The organism is Mitsuokella sp. oral taxon 131 str. W9106 (assembly GCF_000469545.1).
GTDB lineage: Bacteria > Bacillota > Negativicutes > Selenomonadales > Selenomonadaceae > AWVT01.
Map to the genome: position 1 here is coordinate 17,980 of NZ_KI273055.1, position 19,071 is coordinate 37,050.

At 52.0% G+C, this 19,071-nt stretch carries 19 protein-coding genes, 2 tRNA genes and 2 pseudogenes; 22 read left to right on the forward strand and 1 reads right to left on the reverse strand.

Annotated elements, in window-relative coordinates:
* Positions 1–3 precede the first annotated feature (3 nt).
* The 4 genes from hflX (at position 4) to HMPREF1985_RS02520 (ending at position 4,812) form a co-directional block, all read left to right on the forward strand.
* Complete coding sequence (gene hflX, locus HMPREF1985_RS02505) at positions 4–1,818, forward strand: GTPase HflX (protein WP_021770875.1); 1,815 nt, start codon at positions 4–6, stop codon at positions 1,816–1,818.
* A 9-nt stretch (positions 1,819–1,827) separates the two neighbouring features.
* Positions 1,828–3,072, forward strand: coding sequence for a methionine gamma-lyase family protein (locus HMPREF1985_RS02510; protein WP_021770876.1), 1,245 nt, complete (start codon positions 1,828–1,830; stop codon positions 3,070–3,072).
* Positions 3,073–3,161: 89 nt separating this feature from the next.
* Positions 3,162–4,313 carry an HD-GYP domain-containing protein gene (locus HMPREF1985_RS02515; protein ID WP_021770877.1) on the forward strand — a complete coding sequence of 384 codons (1,152 nt, stop codon included), beginning with the start codon at positions 3,162–3,164 and terminating at the stop codon, positions 4,311–4,313.
* 13 nt (positions 4,314–4,326) lie between these two features.
* Positions 4,327–4,812: a methylated-DNA--[protein]-cysteine S-methyltransferase gene (locus tag HMPREF1985_RS02520; protein ID WP_040636845.1), complete on the forward strand. Its 486-nt coding sequence runs from the start codon at positions 4,327–4,329 to the stop codon at positions 4,810–4,812.
* Positions 4,813–4,916: 104 nt separating this feature from the next.
* On the opposite strand, the gene HMPREF1985_RS02525 is transcribed toward HMPREF1985_RS02520, so the two are convergent.
* Positions 4,917–4,992, reverse strand: a tRNA-Ala gene (locus HMPREF1985_RS02525).
* Positions 4,993–5,136: 144 nt separating this feature from the next.
* Here HMPREF1985_RS02525 and HMPREF1985_RS02530 point away from each other — a divergent pair.
* From HMPREF1985_RS02530 to HMPREF1985_RS02610, 18 genes and pseudogenes are all read left to right on the forward strand, one after another.
* Positions 5,137–5,213: transfer RNA gene (locus HMPREF1985_RS02530), tRNA-Pro, on the forward strand.
* Positions 5,214–5,380: 167 nt separating this feature from the next.
* Positions 5,381–5,827 carry an RrF2 family transcriptional regulator gene (locus HMPREF1985_RS02535; RefSeq protein ID WP_021770879.1) on the forward strand — a complete coding sequence of 149 codons (447 nt, stop codon included), beginning with the start codon at positions 5,381–5,383 and terminating at the stop codon, positions 5,825–5,827.
* Positions 5,824–6,963 (forward strand): cysteine desulfurase family protein, encoded by a 1,140-nt coding sequence (locus tag HMPREF1985_RS02540; RefSeq protein WP_021770880.1) that lies wholly within the window; start codon positions 5,824–5,826, stop codon positions 6,961–6,963. Before HMPREF1985_RS02535 ends, HMPREF1985_RS02540 begins: the two co-directional genes overlap by 4 nt.
* Before the next feature lie 145 nt (positions 6,964–7,108).
* Positions 7,109–7,945 (forward strand): helix-turn-helix domain-containing protein, encoded by an 837-nt coding sequence (locus HMPREF1985_RS02545; protein WP_021770881.1) that lies wholly within the window; start codon positions 7,109–7,111, stop codon positions 7,943–7,945.
* Positions 7,945–8,160: pseudogene (locus HMPREF1985_RS11785) on the forward strand (YgiQ family radical SAM protein); the annotation flags it as partial. The gene HMPREF1985_RS02545 and the pseudogene HMPREF1985_RS11785, both read left to right, overlap by 1 nt.
* Before the next feature lie 15 nt (positions 8,161–8,175).
* Positions 8,176–8,720 (forward strand): annotated as a pseudogene (locus HMPREF1985_RS11790) (DUF3362 domain-containing protein); the annotation flags it as partial.
* A complete protein-coding gene (gene nrdR, locus HMPREF1985_RS02555) occupies positions 8,717–9,220 on the forward strand; it encodes a transcriptional regulator NrdR (protein WP_040636848.1) in 504 nt (167 codons plus the stop codon). The pseudogene HMPREF1985_RS11790 and the gene nrdR, both read left to right, overlap by 4 nt.
* Positions 9,221–9,256: 36 nt before the next feature.
* Positions 9,257–10,981, forward strand: a complete 1,725-nt coding sequence (locus HMPREF1985_RS02560) for a TIGR03960 family B12-binding radical SAM protein (protein ID WP_021770884.1) — start codon at positions 9,257–9,259, stop codon at positions 10,979–10,981.
* 25 nt (positions 10,982–11,006) lie between these two features.
* Complete coding sequence (pgeF, locus tag HMPREF1985_RS02565; RefSeq protein WP_040636850.1) at positions 11,007–11,834, forward strand: peptidoglycan editing factor PgeF; 828 nt, start codon at positions 11,007–11,009, stop codon at positions 11,832–11,834.
* Positions 11,835–11,858: 24 nt separating this feature from the next.
* A complete protein-coding gene (locus HMPREF1985_RS02570; protein ID WP_021770886.1) occupies positions 11,859–12,551 on the forward strand; it encodes a YggS family pyridoxal phosphate-dependent enzyme in 693 nt (230 codons plus the stop codon).
* Between the two features lie 14 nt (positions 12,552–12,565).
* Complete coding sequence (locus tag HMPREF1985_RS02575; RefSeq protein ID WP_021770887.1) at positions 12,566–13,075, forward strand: cell division protein SepF; 510 nt, start codon at positions 12,566–12,568, stop codon at positions 13,073–13,075.
* Between the two features lie 12 nt (positions 13,076–13,087).
* On the forward strand, positions 13,088–13,897 hold the full coding sequence (proC, locus tag HMPREF1985_RS02580) for a pyrroline-5-carboxylate reductase (RefSeq protein WP_040636851.1): 810 nt from the start codon (positions 13,088–13,090) through the stop codon (positions 13,895–13,897).
* 17 nt (positions 13,898–13,914) lie between these two features.
* The gene (locus HMPREF1985_RS02585) at positions 13,915–14,706 is read left to right on the forward strand and encodes a YlmH family RNA-binding protein (protein WP_021770889.1); all 792 of its coding nucleotides are present in this window, start codon (positions 13,915–13,917) and stop codon (positions 14,704–14,706) included.
* A gap of 47 nt (positions 14,707–14,753) precedes the next feature.
* Positions 14,754–15,326 (forward strand): DivIVA domain-containing protein, encoded by a 573-nt coding sequence (locus HMPREF1985_RS02590; protein WP_021770890.1) that lies wholly within the window; start codon positions 14,754–14,756, stop codon positions 15,324–15,326.
* Positions 15,326–15,781, forward strand: coding sequence for a signal peptidase II (lspA, locus tag HMPREF1985_RS02595; protein WP_021770891.1), 456 nt, complete (start codon positions 15,326–15,328; stop codon positions 15,779–15,781). Before HMPREF1985_RS02590 ends, lspA begins: the two co-directional genes overlap by 1 nt.
* Positions 15,782–15,783: 2 nt before the next feature.
* Positions 15,784–16,704 carry an RluA family pseudouridine synthase gene (locus HMPREF1985_RS02600; RefSeq protein ID WP_021770892.1) on the forward strand — a complete coding sequence of 307 codons (921 nt, stop codon included), beginning with the start codon at positions 15,784–15,786 and terminating at the stop codon, positions 16,702–16,704.
* Positions 16,705–16,715: 11 nt separating this feature from the next.
* On the forward strand, positions 16,716–17,273 hold the full coding sequence (gene pyrR / locus HMPREF1985_RS02605) for a bifunctional pyr operon transcriptional regulator/uracil phosphoribosyltransferase PyrR (RefSeq protein WP_021770893.1): 558 nt from the start codon (positions 16,716–16,718) through the stop codon (positions 17,271–17,273).
* A 21-nt stretch (positions 17,274–17,294) separates the two neighbouring features.
* Positions 17,295–18,941 carry a putative manganese-dependent inorganic diphosphatase gene (locus HMPREF1985_RS02610; RefSeq protein WP_021770894.1) on the forward strand — a complete coding sequence of 549 codons (1,647 nt, stop codon included), beginning with the start codon at positions 17,295–17,297 and terminating at the stop codon, positions 18,939–18,941.
* The last annotated feature ends 130 nt before the right edge of the window (positions 18,942–19,071 follow it).

Genomic DNA, 19,071 nt, shown 5'->3' on the forward strand with positions numbered 1-19,071 from the left:
GCGATGAAAATACATGGTGATTTGGCAAATGTCAAGGCGAGTGTCCTTGAAGCGATCGAAGCGCTCTATGCGCTTTCTGTTCCGACGGATCAGATTTCGACGCGTGAACTCAACGAGGCGATGCTTGCGGTGACGGATCTCCTTGATCGCGAGGTCGCCGTCTATGTGAATCGCGCGGGAAGCATTGTTCAGGTTTCCATTGGGGATGTGGGAACGGTCGATCTCCCCAAGGTAAAGGCACGCTCTGCAAGCAGTCTTTCCGGTATTCGCTGCATCCATACGCATCCAAGCGGTGATACGCGGCTAAGTTCGCCAGACTTATCCTCGCTTCGCCGCCTGCGCTTTGACTGCATGGCAGCGATCGGAAGAGACGGCAAGGATATCGTCGGGTCCATGGGCTTCCTAACGGGGAATTCCGAAGAAGATGGGAAGTTGGCGCTCGGACAGATGGGGCCGGTGTGTGATGATGTGCTCCATGGCGTCAATCTGACGTGGCTTATCGCAATAGTCAATCGCAGGCTTCATGCTTCGCGGGCGAAGGGAACAGAGGAGGAAGTCGAGCGCGCAATCTTGGCAGGCGTTGCATGGTCGGGGAATGGCTCGTGGAGCCATGAGGCTTCGATGGAAGAGCTTGCTCGCCTTGCCGATACGGCAGGAACCATTGTCGTCGGACAATGCGTACAGCGCAAGGAGAAACCGGATGCCATGCTGTTTCTAGGGAAAGGCAAAGTTTCCGAGATCGCGATGGAGGCGCAGGATCAGGACGCGACGCTTCTTATCGTCGACGATGAGCTCACGCCGTCGCAGCAGCGCAATTTGGAACGGACGCTTGGACTCAAGGTCATTGACCGCACCGCACTCATTCTCGACATTTTTGCACAGCGTGCACGTTCGAGCGAGGGCAAGATGCAGGTTGAGCTCGCACAGCTTCGTTATCATTTGCCACGTCTCGGCGGGCAGGGACTGGCGCTCTCACGACTCGGCGGTGGCATCGGGACGCGTGGGCCTGGCGAGACGAAGCTCGAAATGGATCGCAGGAGGATTCGCTCGCGCATCCACGATATCGAACAGCAGATTGATCGCCTGAAGCGCAACCGCACGCTTCGTCGGAAAGGACGCAAGGAGGCGCGCATTCCGCTCGTTGCACTCGTCGGCTATACGAATGCGGGAAAATCAACGCTTCTCAACAAGCTGACAAACGCGGCTGTCATGGCAGAAGACAAGCTCTTTGCGACGCTTGACCCAACGACGCGCAAGCTGGTATTGCCGAGCGGCCAAGAAATTTTGCTGACCGATACGGTCGGCTTTATTCAAAAGCTGCCGCATACGCTCGTGACGGCTTTTCGAGCGACGCTTGAGGAAGTGCAGGAAGCGGATCTCTTGCTTCACGTCGTTGATGCGAGTGATGAGAATGTGGAGCAACAGATCGAGTCCGTTGTCCACGTTCTTACGGAGCTTCATGCAGAGAATAAGCCGACGCTCTACGTTTGGAACAAGATGGACTGTCTCGAAGAAAGGACACGTACAGAGACGTTCCTGCACAATCGGGATGGCGTTTGCATCGCGGCGGAGAAAGGCGAGAACCTAGATGGGCTCATCGCACATATCGAAGCTTTTTTCCGCGAGAGCTACGTCAATTTGACGCTGCTCATTCCCTATGCGGATGGGGCGGCAATCGCCGCGCTCCATGCGCTGCACGCCGTTCGCGATACGGCGTACTGTGAGCAAGGAACGCGTGTATGCGCGCATATCCCGCTTTCTGCACGAGAGCAATTTCGTGCTTATGAATGTGCGCGAAATGAACGAGATAAAGGATAGGAGAGAGATGTGTTTTCAAAAGAACTATTGGCGATCAAGAAAGAAGTCCTCGAATCATCCAAGATGCAGTTTGCATATATCGAGGAAATTGCAGAACGGAATACGCTCAAAGTCCTTGATGCGATGCGCGAATGCCGCGTGTCGGATGCGCACTTCAATACGACTTCAGGCTACGCTTACGACGATATAGGCCGCACGAAACTCGAAGACCTGTACGCGAAGGTATTTGGAGCGGAGCGCGCACTTGTTCGCACGCAGTTCGTTTCGGGGACGCATGCGCTTGCGACGGTGCTTTTCGGCATCCTTCGTCCAGGTGATGCGCTTGTCTCACTGACGGGAAAGCCTTATGACACGATGCAGACGGTCATTGGCTACGAGCATCCGAGCAAGGGATCACTCAAAGAATTTGGTGTCTCGTACAACGAGCTTCCGATGGTCAATGGAAAAGTGGATATTGCCGGGATCCAGCGCGTTGTGACGAAGCGAACAAAAGTCGCTGCGATCCAACGTTCGCGCGGGTACAGCATGAGAAGCCCGCTTTCAATCGATGCCATTCGTGCGATTACGGAAGAAGTGCATCGTGTGAATCCAAAATGTATTTGTTTTATCGATAACTGTTATGGTGAATTTGTTGACGTGGCTGAGCCGACGCAGGCGGGGGCAGATATCATGGCGGGGTCACTCATCAAGAATCCCGGTGGCGGAATTGCGCCGACAGGCGGTTATATCGCAGGGCGTGCAGATCTTGTCGAGCTTGCTTCATATCGCCTCACAGCACCAGGCATGGGGGATGAGCTCGGCGCAAGCCTCGCAAATAACCGCTTGCTTTTTCAGGGATTCTTCCTTGCGCCGCATATCGTTGCACAGGCAATCAAGGGTGCCATTTTCGCAGCGGGCGTATTTTCGCGGCTTGGCTATAAGACACGTCCGCTTCCAAACGAAGTGCGCGGTGATATCATACAGGCAATTGAACTCGGTTCTGCGGAAAAACTCATTGCGTTCTGCAGCGGCATTCAGCACTATTCGCCGGTCGATTCTTTTGCAGCACCAGAGCCTTGGGATATGCCAGGATATACGGATCAAATCATTATGGCAGCAGGCACTTTTGTGCAGGGGGCATCCATCGAACTCAGTGCAGATGGGCCGCTGCGCGCGCCGTATAATGTTTATCTGCAGGGCGGCCTTACGTTCGAACATGCTGTCCTGGGCGTGATGGGAGCTGCGGAAGCCGTAAAAGGAAATGTATGCGTTTAGCCGTTTGTGCTGGACGAAATGATGGATAAGGTACAAGAATAGCTGAAATAGCTTGTTTCATTATCAGTATCGATAACGGAGGGTTGAAGATGATTCAACTGCCATTGAAGCGACTCAAGCCGGGAATGGTTATGACACAGGGAATTTATAATGGGAGTGGCGGCAGTTTTTTGAGCAAGGGTGTTTCCTTGACGGAGTCGTATATTCAAAAATTGCATGATTTAGGTATAGCTAGTGTTACGGTAACCAGCATGGATCCGCGTGACAGGATCGCGCCTCCGGAAGATGTCCTTGAGGAAAAAACGCGCGTTCTTGCTGTAAAACGCGTTTACGACATATTTCAGCAAGTGGCAAAAAAAGGAACATTCGATGTCGAGCCGCTCATGAAAGCATCTTCCGCAATTGTCAAGGATATTTTGGAGCGGCGCAAAAACCTCGTCCAACTCACGGATATTCGTACGCATGATATGTATACGTTTGCACATAGTGTCAATGTGGCGATGTTATCCGCGCTCATTGCAGTGCTTGTCGGCATGAAGCAGGAAGAGATCTCTGATCTGACGCTAAGTACGCTCATGCATGACCTCGGAAAATTATCTGTTCCGATTGAAATACTCAATAAACCAAGTCGTCTGACGGACGAGGAGTTTGCTGTCATCAAACGCCATCCACGTGCAGGGTTCGAGCGAATTCAATCGATGAAGAAATTGCCAAACAAGGACGTGCTTTCGATTGTGGCATTGCAGCATCACGAACACATGGATGGCACGGGCTACCCTGACAGACGCAAGGGAAAAGAGATTCACATTTTTGGACGCATTAGTGCGATTGCAGACGTCTACGATGCGCTGACGAGCAGTCGTCCTTACAAGAAAGCGTACATTCCTTCGATTGCTTACAATATCATGGCGAATTGCTCAAAGGGGCAGTTTGACGAGGAACTGCTGGGGCTCTTCTTTCAAAATGTGGCGATTTATCCGACGGGAACGGTCCTCAAAACTTCACTTGGCTACGGCGTCGTCAAAAATGTCGTATTTGGCAAGACGGACCGGCCGGACATCATTCTGTTTGCCGATTGCGATAAGAAGCTTTTTTTCTCGCCGCAGGAGGTTGATCTTTACAGGGATCGGGAATGTGTGATCGAAGGCGTTTTGAAAGATATGGAGCTTTATCACTTCGTTCATGAGATTGGATTTGATCCCGGCGCTCTTCTGGAACTTCAAAAAGAATCAGAAATGTGATGAGGAGGCAATTTTGGCACAGTATGCAGAATATCCGTGTTCATTTGGCTTTTTTCGTATTGGAGAAGAGTCCGGTGCTGTCATTTCCATCGATATTGAAAAAGAGGCTTTGAACAAAGAGCCGAATGCGCCGTCTGCACTTTTGGATCAGACGGCAGGTGAATTATCCGAATACCTTGCAGGTAGGAGAACGCAGTTTTCTTTTCCCTATCGCTTGCAGGGAACGCCGTTTCGCATGAAAGTTTGGCATGAGCTCGAAAACGTATCCTATGGGGAAACGACGACGTACAAGAAGCTTGCGGAGGCGATTGGCAGAGCCGGTGCTTACCATGCAGTAGGCGGTGCGGTCGCTGCAAATCCTTTAAGCATAGTCGTTCCCTGTCATCGCGTGATTGGGACAAATGGAACCCTGACGGGATACGCATGGGGGCTTCCGATCAAGGAAAGGCTGCTCGCCTTGGAACGGAAAAAAATGGACAGGATGAATGAAATCGAGTGAAGGGAAGTGTATGCAGGGATCCCAATAAGGCGCGCTGGCTGGCACACATTATTTTCCACAAAAAAAGAATGCTGCGACGCAACATCCTTTTCCATTCAGTATTATGGTGGAGACAAGGAGGATCGAACTCCTGACCTCTTGCATGCCATGCAAGCGCTCTCCCAGCTGAGCTATGCCCCCGATACGCGACTATTTTAGCATAAAGGGATTTCCTTGTAAATATGTTGTGCAGAAATTAACGATTCGCATACGCTCTGTTAATGTTGCAAAAAAATATTTTTGCCCCTTGCAAAGGAAAACGTCTTAGGCTATACTATTCGTTGTCGGGACGTAGCGCAGCTTGGTAGCGCGCTTCCTTGGGGTGGAAGAGGTCGCGTGTTCAAATCACGTCGTTCCGACCATTTATGAATATCAAGGCGTAGGAGCTATCCGTGTGTTACGGATGGCTCTCCTTTTTATAGCAAAAAGAAATGCTGAACAAACAGCGACTTGAAAACAGAGTGGACGAATAAGCAGAATTCTGTTATATTGACCTAGGGATGGAATGCTCGGATTTACGAGGTGAGATATGAAGATATCAACAAGGGGAAGGTATAGCGTGACTGCCCTTTACGATTTGGCGTTAAGATGCGGGGAGGGTGCTGTGCCGTTGAAGAGTATCGCGCAAAGCCAGGGCCTTTCGGAAAATTATTTGGAGCAGCTTATGGCACCGCTTCGCCGAGCTGGACTCGTGCGGAGCGTTCGCGGAGCCCAGGGAGGCTATGTGCTCGCACGTGATCCGAAGGATATCGCGATTGGAGATATTATTCAAGCGGTAGAGGGTCCGATCGCGCTCGTCGACTGCCTGCTCACAAGTGCGGAATCGGAAAAACAGCCTTGTGATAGGGCCTGTGACTGCGTAACGCGGAGCGTTTGGGAAAAGGTATGCGAAAGCATCAACAGCGTGCTCAACAATATCACACTATCAGATCTTTGTGCGGACACAGCGGCAAAACATATCGGATGTGCGCGATGAAACCAGTTTATCTTGACTATGCAGCAACAACTCCGGTCGATCCCCGCGTCGTCGAGGGGATGTTGCCTTTTTTTTCGGATTCGTTCGGCAATCCGTCGAGCCTTTATTCGTTTGGGCGAACGGCAAGAAGGGCAGTCGAAGAGGCACGGCGAAAGGTTGCAGCACTCATCGGCGCGCCGAGCGATTCTGTCTATTTTACGAGCGGCGGCAGTGAGAGCGACAACTGGATTGTAAAGGGAATCGCGCGGACGATGCTTTTATCCGGTCGCAAATGCCGCATTGTGACGACGCCGATTGAACATCAAGCAATTCTTTCTGCATGCGCGCAAGTGAAAAAGGAAGGGGCAGAAGTTTTCTATCTGCCTGTCGATCCGACAGGAGAAGTCCATACGGTGGATTTAGAACGCCTTGCAGGAGACAATGCATCGCTCGTCAGCGTGATGACGGCGAACAATGAAATCGGCACGATTGAGCCAATCGCGAAGATTGGTGCGTGGTGCCACGCACATGGGATTCCCTTCCATACGGATGCAGTGCAGGCGGCAGGGCATATTCCCATCTCCGTGGAGAAAATGCAGATCGATGCGCTTTCCCTTTCTGCACATAAGCTGTATGGGCCAAAAGGCATCGGCGTGCTCTATCTTAGGCGTGGTGTCCCAGCGGAAGCCTTGATCCATGGCGGTGCGCAGGAGCGCGATAGGCGCGCGGGAACGGAAAATACAGCCGGCATCGTCGGCCTCGGCATCGCAGCGGAGATTGCCATGCAGGAAATGCAAACGGAACGCGTTCGGCTAATCGAGCTGCGAGAAGCACTCATAAAAGGGATTCTCGCGTTGGATGGAGCATGGGTGAATGGCAGCAGGGAAAATCGATTGCCCGGCAATGTGAGCTTTGGCATTCGTGGGATGCACCATGATACGCTCTTGATCCGACTTGATATGGCAGGTTTCGCTGTGTCGGCAGGAAGTGCTTGCAGTGCCGGGGCACTTGAACCGTCACACGTTCTTCTCGCAGTCGGACAGAGCGAGGAGGAAGCGTCGTGCGCGCTGCGCGTTACGCTTGGCAGATGGACACAGAAAGAGGAAGTCGTGCAATTCCTTCATACGCTTACGGAAATCGTTTCATCCATTCGATGATGCGATGGTGTATCGTAGGGGTTGTCTTTGTATGAAATCATCTTCGTTAAATTTACGAAAAAGTGCTTGCTAAAATTGTTTTTAAAGCTTTAATCATGTATAATAGTTAGGAATCGTATGTCAAGGCGAGTGTTATTCAGGAGGTATGGCAGTGGTAGGAGACAAGCTGCGTGCAGAACGCGAGAGACAAAACCTGACAATCAAAGATATCGAAAAAGGGACGAGCATTCGTTCTTTATATATAGAAAACATTGAGGCAGGCAAGTATGATCAGTTGCCGGGAGAGGTTTACACAAAAGGGTTCATTCGAAATTATGCAAATTTTTTGCAGCTCGATGCGACGGCGCTCCTACACGAATACATGGAAGAGAATCACCCCGATATTGCGGCGCAGGATTCTGCCCTTGGAACGCCGACGCATGTCGCACCAGCAGAAAAACCGGAGCGTGCAGCGGTGCACTTTGATGCAACGCCGATGACGAGTGATCTGCGTCAACGCGTGGATCATTCACATCATCGACAGAATGCGCTTGTGTTGGTCGTGCTCCTTGTGATCATCGTGATTGCGGGAGGCGTATTCTTTTTCTTTGAAAGCGCCTCGCCGGATGCCGATCAGATGCGGCAGGTTTCACAGCGTACGGAGCAGTCGAAGCAAACAAGTCCGTCGCCGAGCAGCGCATCGCAAGACAAGAACCGTGTCGCTGCAAAAAAGGAAGAATCAGCAAAGAAAGCTTCTGACGGCGTCGAGGTAACGGCAAAGTTTACGGATCGCTGCTGGATGGAGGTCAAGGTCGACGGAAAGACTGTATTTGAAGGAATGGCGGAAAAGGGCAAGACGATGAATTGGAAAGGCACGCAGCACGTCGTTGTCACGGCAGGAAATGCCGGTGCTGTGCAATTTACCGTCAATGGAAAGGACATGGGCAAGGCAGGCGGCATGGGTGAGGTCGTTGAGAAGACGTTCTCGACGGACAATAATTGATGGAAGAGTTTCTTCCCGTCTCGCGTGCTGATATGAAAGCGCGCGGCTTGGATCAACTTGACTTCGTTTTTGTGTCCGGTGATGCTTATGTCGATCATCCGAGCTTTGGTCCGGCGATTATCTGTCGCGTGCTCGAATCGCACGGCTATAAAGTCGGCATTATCCCCCAGCCAGATTGGCGCTCGGATCGCGATTTTTCGCGATTGGGCAAACCTCGGCTGGGGTTTCCGTTTCTTGAAGAGCTATGCAGGCACCATATCAGCGGCCAGCTCAAGATTGCGCCAGAACATATTTCGGATCGCGTGACGAGGCTCATGGGCAAATCCAACAAGAAGACGTACTTGACGTTTGTAAAACGATTTGCGTCTATCAATGCGCGGCTTGGCAAGAGACAATACCTCGTGCCGTACTTTCTTTCGAGCCATCCTGGTGCGGAGCTTGAAGATGCAGTAGAGCTAGCGGTGTTCCTTCATGAGATGGGGTACCATCCTGAGCAGGTGCAAGACTTCATACCCACGCCTGGCACGCTTGCGACGTGCATGTACTACACGGGGCTTGAGAGCATGTATACACGGCTAAGAGCCATGAAGAAAAGGGCATGCAGCGAGCACTTATGCAGTATTGGCTTCCCCAAAATCGTGAAATTGTGCGAAAGGCACTTCGTCTTGCACATCGTGAGGATCTCATCGGCTACGGGCCGAAGTGCCTCGTCCGTCCAGCGGATACGCATCCCAAAAGAAAAAGACAGAAACCCAGAAAGAAGGTGCAGCCATGAGATGTCCGTATTGTAAAACAGCAGACAGCCGCGTCGTGGACTCGCGCGCAGCAGATGATGGTGCGACGATACGCCGCCGCCGGGAATGCAATGCATGCGGCAAACGCTTTACGACGTACGAGGTTGTCGAAAAATTGCCGTTGATGGTCGTAAAAAACGATGGACGGCGTGAAGTGTTCAAACGAGATAAGATTCTCAATGGACTCATTCGTTCCTGTGACAAGCGTGACATTTCCATGGAGCGAATTGCAGCACTCGCCAATGCGGTGGAGCGCGACATACGCAATACGATGGATCAGGAAGTGCCATCCAAGCGAATCGGTGAGCTCGTCATGGAGAAACTCAAGGATTTCGATGACGTCGCTTATATCCGCTTTGCATCGGTCTATCGAAAGTTTGCGGATGTATCTGGTTTTCTCGATGAGCTCAAAGAATTGCAGGCACGGAAGAAATGCGAAGCGGACAAAGTGGCACAAGCGGAAAAAGGCATCAAGTTATGATATAGAGCCTAAGGCAAACGAGGGGGGAATGGATCCTTGGATTGGGCGCTGAGAAAGAGGATTCAGGAGCAGCTTGGAAAAGAGCAGGGATACTATCGTTATCCGCAGGGAACGCGAACGCATGTCGCGCTCGTCTATCCGAACTCCTATTACGTCGGCATGTCGAATCTTGGGTTCCACATCATCTACGATTTGTTGAACAAGCGTGCCGATACGGCGTGTGAGCGCGTATTTCTTCCTGATCGGCAGGACGTGAAACGCTATGAAAATACGCGAACGCCCATTATGAGCATGGAGACACAGTCCCCGCTTTATGAGTTTTCGATTCTGGCTTTTGCCGTTTCGTTTGAAATGGACTATTTTAATATCGTAAAATTGCTCAGACTTGGCAAGGTGAAGGCGAGAGCGGACGAACGCAATGAACGCGATCCGCTCCTCATCGCGGGCGGTCCGTGTCCAACGTTTAATCCGGAGCCGCTTTCTGCCATTTTTGATGCCTTTGTCATCGGTGAGGGTGAGGTCATCATGCCTGCGCTCATGGACGCTGTGCAGGAGGCACGGCGCCGTGGCACATCACGGGAAGCGCTTTTGCATTGCCTTGCGGCAGTGCCTGGTGTTTATGTTCCTTCGCTCTATTGCCATCACTATACAGAGAAAGGCACGATTCAGTCGATTGAGCCTCTTGCAGGGGCGCCGGCGGCTATCCGCCGCCAATGGGTACAGGATCTCGACGCATTCCCAGCACATACAGTTGTCGTAACGGATCACACGGAGTTTGATTTTTACCTCATTGAGACGGCGCGTGGTTGCGGCAGGCACTGCCGATTCTGCATGGCGGGCTACTGCTTTCGCCGCCCACGCAATCGTTCGCTCGCCGTCATCGAACGGCAGGTCAAGGAGGCACTCGTTTATCGCAAGCGCATTGGGCTTATGGGAGCAGCCATTTCAGACTATCCTGAGATCGATGCGCTTTGCAAGAATATCCTCGGCGAAGGGCTTTCGATGTCGGTAGCGTCGTTTCGCGCGGATTCTGTCACCAAGGAACTCGTTGATTCGCTTGCGGAAAGCGGGCTGAAGACCCTGACGATGGCTCCTGAAGCGGGGAGTATGCGCATGCGCGCCGTCATCAATAAGGGGATCGAAGAGCCGCATCTTTTTCATGCAATGGATTTGGGGCTTACAGCGGGAATCCATCACTTCCGTCTCTACCTCATGGTTGGGCTTCCGTTTGAGACAGAGGAGGATATCGATGCGATCATCGATCTCGCCGGGCGTCTCAAGGATTATATGGAGAAGCGCGGCAGCAAAGGGACGCTGACGCTCAGCGTCAACCCCTTTATTCCGAAGCCGTTTACACCGTTCCAATGGGAGCCGATGGCGCATCGAAAACGGGTTGAACGCGACTTGAAGCGCATGGCACAGATCCTGCGCAAGCGCAAGCATATCATCGTCCATATTGAATCGCCGAAGGAAGCGTATATACAAGGCGTTCTTGCACGTGGTGACCGTCGCGTCGGCGAGGCCTTGCTTACAGCAGCAGAAGCGGGGGGTAGCAAGTCATTTGGCCGTGCGATGAAAAGCATGGGGCTCGATATGGACGCATATCTCTATCGCGAGCGGGAAAAGGATGAAGTATTTCCTTGGGAGCGGATTGACGTCGGTGTCACAAGAGACTATCTTTACAGTGAATTGAAACGAGCAGTGGCGTTAAAGCCGACGCCGGCATGCTTTGACGGGTGCCATCGCTGTGGCGTCTGCTGAAATCAAGCAGAAAGGAAGTGTTCGTGTGAGTTTTGCATTGGAGCACATGGGACAAAATATTTGGTGCGGCAAGTTCACGGATTTTGGTGAGGATATTGCGACACATGGATTTTCGTGTCGTCTCGGCGGCGTAAGCAAAAAGCCATGGCAGGCACTCAACATGGGACTTCATGTAGGGGATACAGAAGCGGACGTTTTGGAGAATCGGAGACGCTTTTTGTCGGCACTCCATCTAAAGGCGGAATGCGTCATTTCCCCGGAACAGGTGCACGGTACGAATATTATGCGCGTCACGGAAGCAGACGCTGGGCGCGGGGCGCTTGCTTACGCAAAAGCCGTGCCGAAGACGGATGCGCTTATTACGAATGTACCTGGGCTTCCCATTATGCTCTGTTTTGCAGACTGTGTGCCAATCCTTTTCTTCGATGCAGAAAATAAAGCCGTCGGCATTGCACACGGTGGTTGGAAGGGAACGGTCAATCGGATTGCGGCAAAGACAGTTCAGCGCATGCAGAAGGAGTTTGGTACGGACCCAGGCAAGCTGCGCATTGGGATCGGCCCATCGATCGGTGCTTGCTGCTATGCGGTACGCGAGGATGTGTCGCAGGCATTTCGTGAAGCCTTTCCCGGATATGAAGAAGAGATATTTTCTATGCACGGGTCGGAAGAGCACCTTGACTTATGGGCAGCCAATCGCATTCAGCTTATGGAGACAGGCGTCCCGCGTGCAAATATTGAGGAAGCCAAGACGTGTACTTCTTGCGAGCATGCGTGGTTTTATTCTTACCGTGCGGATGGCAGCAAGACAGGCCGCATGGCAACAGTCATCGCATTGCATCCGTATATATCATGAGCGGACAGGAAAGGAAGGGATCCCATGATTGCAGAGCGACTTCAGGCGGTAGAGGCAGAGATTGAGGCGGCAAAAAAACGGCGCGCACGCGTGTCAAAGGATGCATCCGTCACACTGATTGCTGTGACGAAGAATCACGATGTGACGGCAATGCGCGAGGCAATCGACGCTGGCATCGAGGAGATCGGCGAAAATCGGATTCAGGAAGCGAAGGAAAAGTTTGGAACGCTCGAACGGAATGTGAAATGGCACCTGATCGGTCATTTACAGACGAACAAGGCAAGGGTGGCAGTCGCGCTCTTTGACCTCATTCATTCCGTCGATTCCGAACATCTCGCACGTGCAATCGATAAAGAGGCGGGCAAAATCGGCAAGCGGCAGGATGTTCTCGTGCAAGTGAATCTTGCGAAGGAGGAGAGCAAGTCCGGCATCTACAAGGAAGACCTGCGTTCCTTATTGGATGTCGTGGATGCACTTCCAAACCTGCATCTCGCTGGACTCATGTGCATTGCACCAAATTATGACGATGTAGAGAAGTGTCGGCCACTCTTTCGCGAAATGTATGAAATCTTTCTGAAGACGAAGGAAATTCCCTTCCATGACGCGAATATAAAATATCTATCGATGGGTATGTCACACGATTACGCGATTGCGGTGGAAGAGGGTGCGAATCTCGTTCGCGTTGGCACGGCCATATTTGGGCCGCGGCAGTATTAGGGGATGTGAGAGCGATGCGTATAGTAGATAAAGTGCTCAGCAAGGTCGGCTTGATGGAGCCGGAAGAAGAAACCTTTTTTGAGCAGGAAGAGGAACGCAGGGAACGCTCGCGTTCCTACACAGAGGCATACGAAAAGAAGGAAGAGAGTGCGTTCATGAATCACGATAACAATGAGGAAACGCCGCGAAAGGTTGTCGATTTTCAGTCGGCTGCTTCGGCGCGTGAGAATACGACGATGGCAAAGATGAAGGTCATGGTTATTGAACCGAAGTCGTTTGATGATGCACAGCAGGTCGCCAATGACTTGCGCGAAAAGAAACCGGTTGTCATCAATTTTGAGAAGACGGACGCGACCGATGCGAAACGGATCGTTGATTTCATCAGCGGTACGACGTATGCGCTCAATGGTGAGATCAAGAAGATTGGCAACAATGTATTCCTTTGTGCACCGAGCAATGTCAACGTCAGTTACATGGAGGAAGAGCGCAAGGTATCAACAGAAATGCCTTGGCTTAAAAAGTAAGGAGGCGGGAACGTGGCATCCTCCTCAAAAATCGGATTTATCGGTGGCGGGGCAATGGCAGAGGCGATCATTGCCGGCTTACGAAAGAGCGATGTGATTCCGGCAGAGGCCATATACGTTTCCGATCATAAGGCGGCGCGTACAGAAGAGCTTTGCAAGTGTTATGGAATCCACGCTTGCGTAGGAGCGGATACATTTCTCGATGATGTGACGGTGCTCGTGCTCGCAGTCAAGCCACAGGCAGCGCAGAAAGCGATTGCAGAGGTGAGCGGCAGGCTCAGATGTGACGCACTCGTACTTTCGATTGTTGCCGGACTGACGCTTAAGGAGATGGAGCGTGCCTTTTCAGGTCACCCCATCGTTCGCATTATGCCAAACACGCCGCTTGCAGTCGGTGCGGGCATGAGCGTGTATTCGTGCGGGACGCATGTGACGTCACCATGCAGGGAGATCGTAGAGCAGATCTTTTCTAGTGCGGGACGCGTCGTCGAGATAAAAGAGTCTGCAATGGATGCCGTGACGGGGCTTTCTGGAAGTGGCCCTGCGTTTGCCTTTTTAATGATCGATGCCTTGGCAAGCGGTGGGATTGCGGCGGGACTGCCTGCAAAAACAGCGCGTTTGCTTGCGGCGCAGACGATTTTTGGCGCAGCCAAAATGGTGCTTGAAACAGAAACGCATCCGGAAGTGCTTCGCGATGCCGTAACGAGCCCTGCGGGCACAACGATCGCTGGCGTCCGCGTCATGGAACAACGTGGTGTGCGTGGTGCGCTCATGGATGCTGTTCTTGCAGCTTCGGCGCGTTCCGAAGAGCTTGGAAAATAAAAAATGGGAAATACGATATGGCAGAACAGAAAGAAAAGTTGCTTCGTTTCTATAAGGGCACAGAAGGCGAGAAAGCTGTGACCCAACTCGTCGATCTAGCGGAAGCAGTACAGCGCACGCAAAGGCCGCGCCTGAGTCCGTTCCTCGATCCGTTTGGGCAGGAGATCGCGGAGACGGTTGCGGCAAATTACGGCGGCATTCGCGTTTCATTTGACGGTGGGTATCATGGTGCAGAACGTGCGCGTGCGATGTACATGCATGAAGATTTTGCAGGTACTGCTACGAATTACGACATTGCATGTATCGCAGTGTCATGGAATGGGCAGTTTGCGCGGCTTGGTCATCGCGATGTGCTTGGCGCACTCATGGGACTCGGAATGGAGCGTGACCGTCTCGGCGATATTTTGCTGACGGCAGATACGGCGCGCATCCTCTGCGATGAAAAAATGGCAGAGTACCTCCTAGCGAATCTCACGCAGGTTGGTTCGGTCGGCGTTCAGTGCGAGCGGGCTCTTCTTTCCTCGATCACGCCGAAAGAAGAGCGTTGCAAGGAAATCCGTGCGACGGTCGCGTCACTGCGCATTGATTCGATTGCTGCATCGGGCTACGGATGTTCGCGAAGCCGTGCAGCGGCGGATATTGAAGCGGATAAGTTGAGGCTGAACTGGCAGCATGTCAAGAGTGCCTCAACGGCCATCAAAGAAGGTGATGTTTTATCTATGCACGGCCGCGGTCGTATTGAGGTTGCGGAAATATGTGGGAAGACGAAAAAAGGACGAACGGTCATCTTGTTGAAACGCTATTTCTGAAGTGAGAAATTGCTTGCTATAGCTATAGGCAGGGAGGGGACCTGATCATGCTGACACCGCTTGACATACATGACAAGGAGTTCAAACGCAGCTTTCGCGGCTATGATGAGGACGAGATTGATGATTTTCTTGATCGCGTCGTCAACGACTACGAGAAGCTCTTTCGGGAAAATGATGATTTGAAGGAACGCCTTGCACGTGCGAGCAAAGATAACGAAGAATACCAAAAGATGGAGCGGGGCTTGCGGGATACATTGCTTCTCGCACAGAAGACATCAGAAGAAATCGTAGGGAAAGCAAAGGACGAGTCCAAAGCACTCATGGAGACGACGACGCAAAAATGTGATACGATGCGCCAGGAAGCGGAGCTTTACGTCAAGCAGCAAGCGGAAGAGGTCATTTCCCAAGCGAGAGAAAAGGCGCTCACCTACGATCAGATCATTCGAGACCGCGTGGAATACCTTCGCAAACTGAAGGATTCGATGGAAGGGGAACTTTCGGTCATCGATGAAAGCATTGCTTCCGCGCTGGCTCTAAAAAGTGAGGAAGGCGCGGGGAAAAAGGATGGGCAGGAAGAAACGAATACGAAGACAGACGATGAAGGGACTCAGGAATCTTGATGGCGACAATCATGGCCTGTATCCTTTTTTTCACGCTTCTTTTTCTTGATCAGGGCGTCAAGCTATATGTTGAGACAACGATGTTGCCGGGAGAGAGTATTTCGGTTATTGCCTCGGTCTTTCATATTACGTATGTGCTCAACCCCGGCGCTGCTTTTGGTATATTAGCACATCAGCGATGGTTTTTTTTGCTGACGGCCATCGCGATAATCGTTGCATTTTTTTGCTTTTATCCGAAACTGCGCCGCGAGCCACCGCTCCTTTATTATGGCTGCGTTTCCCTCGCGGCAGGAGCGGTCGGAAATCTAATTGATCGGTTGCGGATTGGCTATGTAATCGACTACTTTGATTTTTGTGTTTGGCCTGTGTTCAATGTTGCAGACGTTGCGATCGTGGCGGGTGTGGCAGGCATGATCATTTCGATCCTGTTTGGTAGAAAAAAGAAGGATGCTTGATCATGGAAGAGAAACTTTTTTTTCATGCAGACCGAGAGGGAGAGCGGCTCGATGTTTTCTTGGTTCGGCACCATGAAACGCTTTCCCGTGCGCACGTCCAAAAGCTCATTGCAGCAGGAAAAGTGGCTGTTTCTGGAACCGTACGCAAGGCAAACTATAAATTGCATCTTGACGAAGAAGTCATGCTTCACATTCCTGAGGCAGAACCTGTTTCGATCCTGGCAGAAGATATTCCGCTTGACGTACTCTATGAGGATGTGGATATCATCGTGATAAACAAGGCGCGCGGCATGGTCGTCCATCCCGCGACAGGGGTGACGAAAGGAACGCTCGTCAACGCACTTCTTTATCACTGCAAAGATCTTTCAGGCATCAACGGCGAGCTTCGTCCCGGTATTGTGCATCGCCTGGATAAGGACACGTCCGGCGTCATGGTTGCAGCGAAGAATGACGCGGCACACCTCTCACTAGCGGATCAGATTCGCACGAAAAAGGCGCATCGCATATACGATGCCATCGTTTTGGGCAACATACGTGAGGGAGCGGGTATCATCAAGGGGAATATCGGACGGCACCCGACGGAGCGAAAGAAGATGGCGATTGTGAGAGAAGGCGGAAAACCCGCCGTTACGCACTTCCGCGTGCTTGAGCGCTTCGGCAATTACACGCATGTCGAATGTCAGCTTGAAACGGGACGTACGCATCAGATTCGCGTACACATGATGCGTATCGGACATCCGCTCGTCAACGATCCGAAGTACGGCTCGCGCCGCAAGAGTCCGTTTGCGATTGATGGACAGGCTCTCCATTCACGTGAGCTTGTCCTTGTCCATCCAAAAACAGGAGAGGAAATGACATTCCAAGCACCTCTTCCTGCGGATATGCAGAAAATTCTTTTTGCGCTTCGCGCGCGCAAGCAGTAGGAGGGAGATTCATGCCGGTACTGGTTGATAAGATGGTCTTGATGGATGCGGAAGGAATCCGGCGTGCGCTCACGCGTATTGCTCATGAGATCGTGGAGAGGAATAAAGGCGTCGGCAAGGTCTTGCTTGTCGGCATTCGCACGCGAGGCGTGCCGATCGCTGAGCGAATTGCAGACGAGATCGCACGCATTGAAGGAGAGAAGCTTCCTGTCGGTATCCTCGACATCACGCTTTACCGCGATGATCTTTCGACGCTTTCGTATCAGCCCATCGTCCATCCAACTGACCTGCCTGTCGACATCACGGGCAAGACGATCATACTCGTCGATGATGTGCTCTATACGGGACGAACGATCCGTGCGGCACTCGATGCACTTATCGATATGGGACGCCCAAAGAAAATACAGCTCGCGGTTCTCGTTGATCGAGGTCACCGCGAGCTTCCGATACGCGCAGACTTCGTCGGCAAGAATGTCCCGACGGCGTCGCGCGAAGCGGTCAGCGTACAGATTGGCGGCATTGATGCAGAGGAGAAGGTCGTCATTCGCGAAATACAGGAAGAGAAGTAAGGCAGGAGGAAGAAGATTACGATGAAGAACACAAAACCGATCTACACGATAGGCCACCGCAATCCCGATACGGACTCGATTTGCTCGGCAATCGGCTATGCGCATTTGAAGCAGGCACTCGGCGAGAATGTCGTGCCGGCGCGTGCAGGCAAAATAAATGCGGAAACGAAGTACGCACTTGCGTATTTCAAGGTCGAGCAGCCGCTCTTGCTGACCGATCTTTACCCGCGCGTCAAGGATGTCACACTCGACTGCAAGATTGTCGTCAGACAGCACGATACGCTCCGTCGTCTCGGCGAAGTTATGCGCGAGCATGATCTGAAATCCGTTCCGGTTACAGACAGCAAAGGGATTCTTGTCGGCATCGTAACGGTTTCCGACCTTGCCAAGCGTTATTTCCAGGAACTCGGCATGCAGAATCTCGCCGACATGCGCGTTCGCTATCGTGACATCATTGCGGCGACGGATAGCCGCGTTTTGGTTTCAGGCGAAGAGGGCGATACGATCAAGGGCAATGTCCGCATTGCGGCAGGATCGATTCAGACGATTCAAAATACGGTAGAAGAAAATGACATCGTCATTATCGGGGATCGTCATGACGAGACGCTCGTTGATTGCTTGCGCCAAGGAATTTCATGTCTCATTGTTTCAGGGAACGGGCGTGTGTCTGCTGATATTATCGAGGAGGCACAGAAACGCCATGTATTCGTCCTCTCGACGCCGTATGATACATATACGGTAGCACGTCTCATCAATCAGTGCGTGCCGATCCGCCGCATTATGCATGCGGATCCGGTCTGCTTCAAGCCGCTTGATTTGCTATCCGATATCAAGGGGACGATGGAGCAGACAAACTATCGCAATTACCCCGTTCTCGAAAACGGGCGCCTCGTCGGAATCGTTAGCAGCGACCAACTCATGGTGCCGGAACGTGAGCGTGTCATTCTCGTCGACCACAATGAACGCGGACAGGCAGTCGAAGGGATCGAGGAAGCGAAGATTCTTGAGATCATTGACCATCATCGCCTCGGTGGGATCCAGACGAGCGAGCCGATCTACACGCACGCTGAGCCTGTTGGCTGCACAGCGACGATCATTGCCAATATGCATTGGCATCGTGATATCGATATTCCACCGTCGATTGCAGGTCTATTGCTCTCCGCAATTTTATCCGATACAGTGCTTTTCAGGTCGCCGACTTGCACGCCATACGACAAGAAAACGGCGGAACGCCTTGCGGAAATTGCGGGAGTCGACGTGCAGGCGTACGGAATGGATATGCTCAAGGCCGGATCCGGTATCGGCGATATGACGCCGCAGGAAATCGCAAAGAATGACCTAAAAGAGTTCCAGATCGGCGATTATCGCATTATTGTCAGCCAGATCTCCGTCATGGACACGAAGGAAGTCATGGATCTTGAGGATGAGCTCATCGCCGCAATGACGAATATCTGTGAGAAGGAAGGCTTTGATATGAGTCTTGTCATGGTCACGGATATTCTCGAAGAAGCGACATATCTCCTTTACGCAGGCTCACCGAAAACGCTCATTGGCGAGGCATTCAAGAAAGATGCGAGCGGCACACACGTCTATCTGCCCGGCGTCATGAGCCGTAAAAAGCAGATCATACCGCCGCTTTCCGAAGCCGTCAAGCGTATCACGAAGTAACGTTCACAGCCCGGCCATTCACCATCTGTCCGATTATTTTGTTCAAACGAAATGCGTTTAACGAGAGGACGGTATCCAAGGGAATGGGCGGGCTTTGCTATAAAATAAATCGTTCATCATGCAGGAGGTT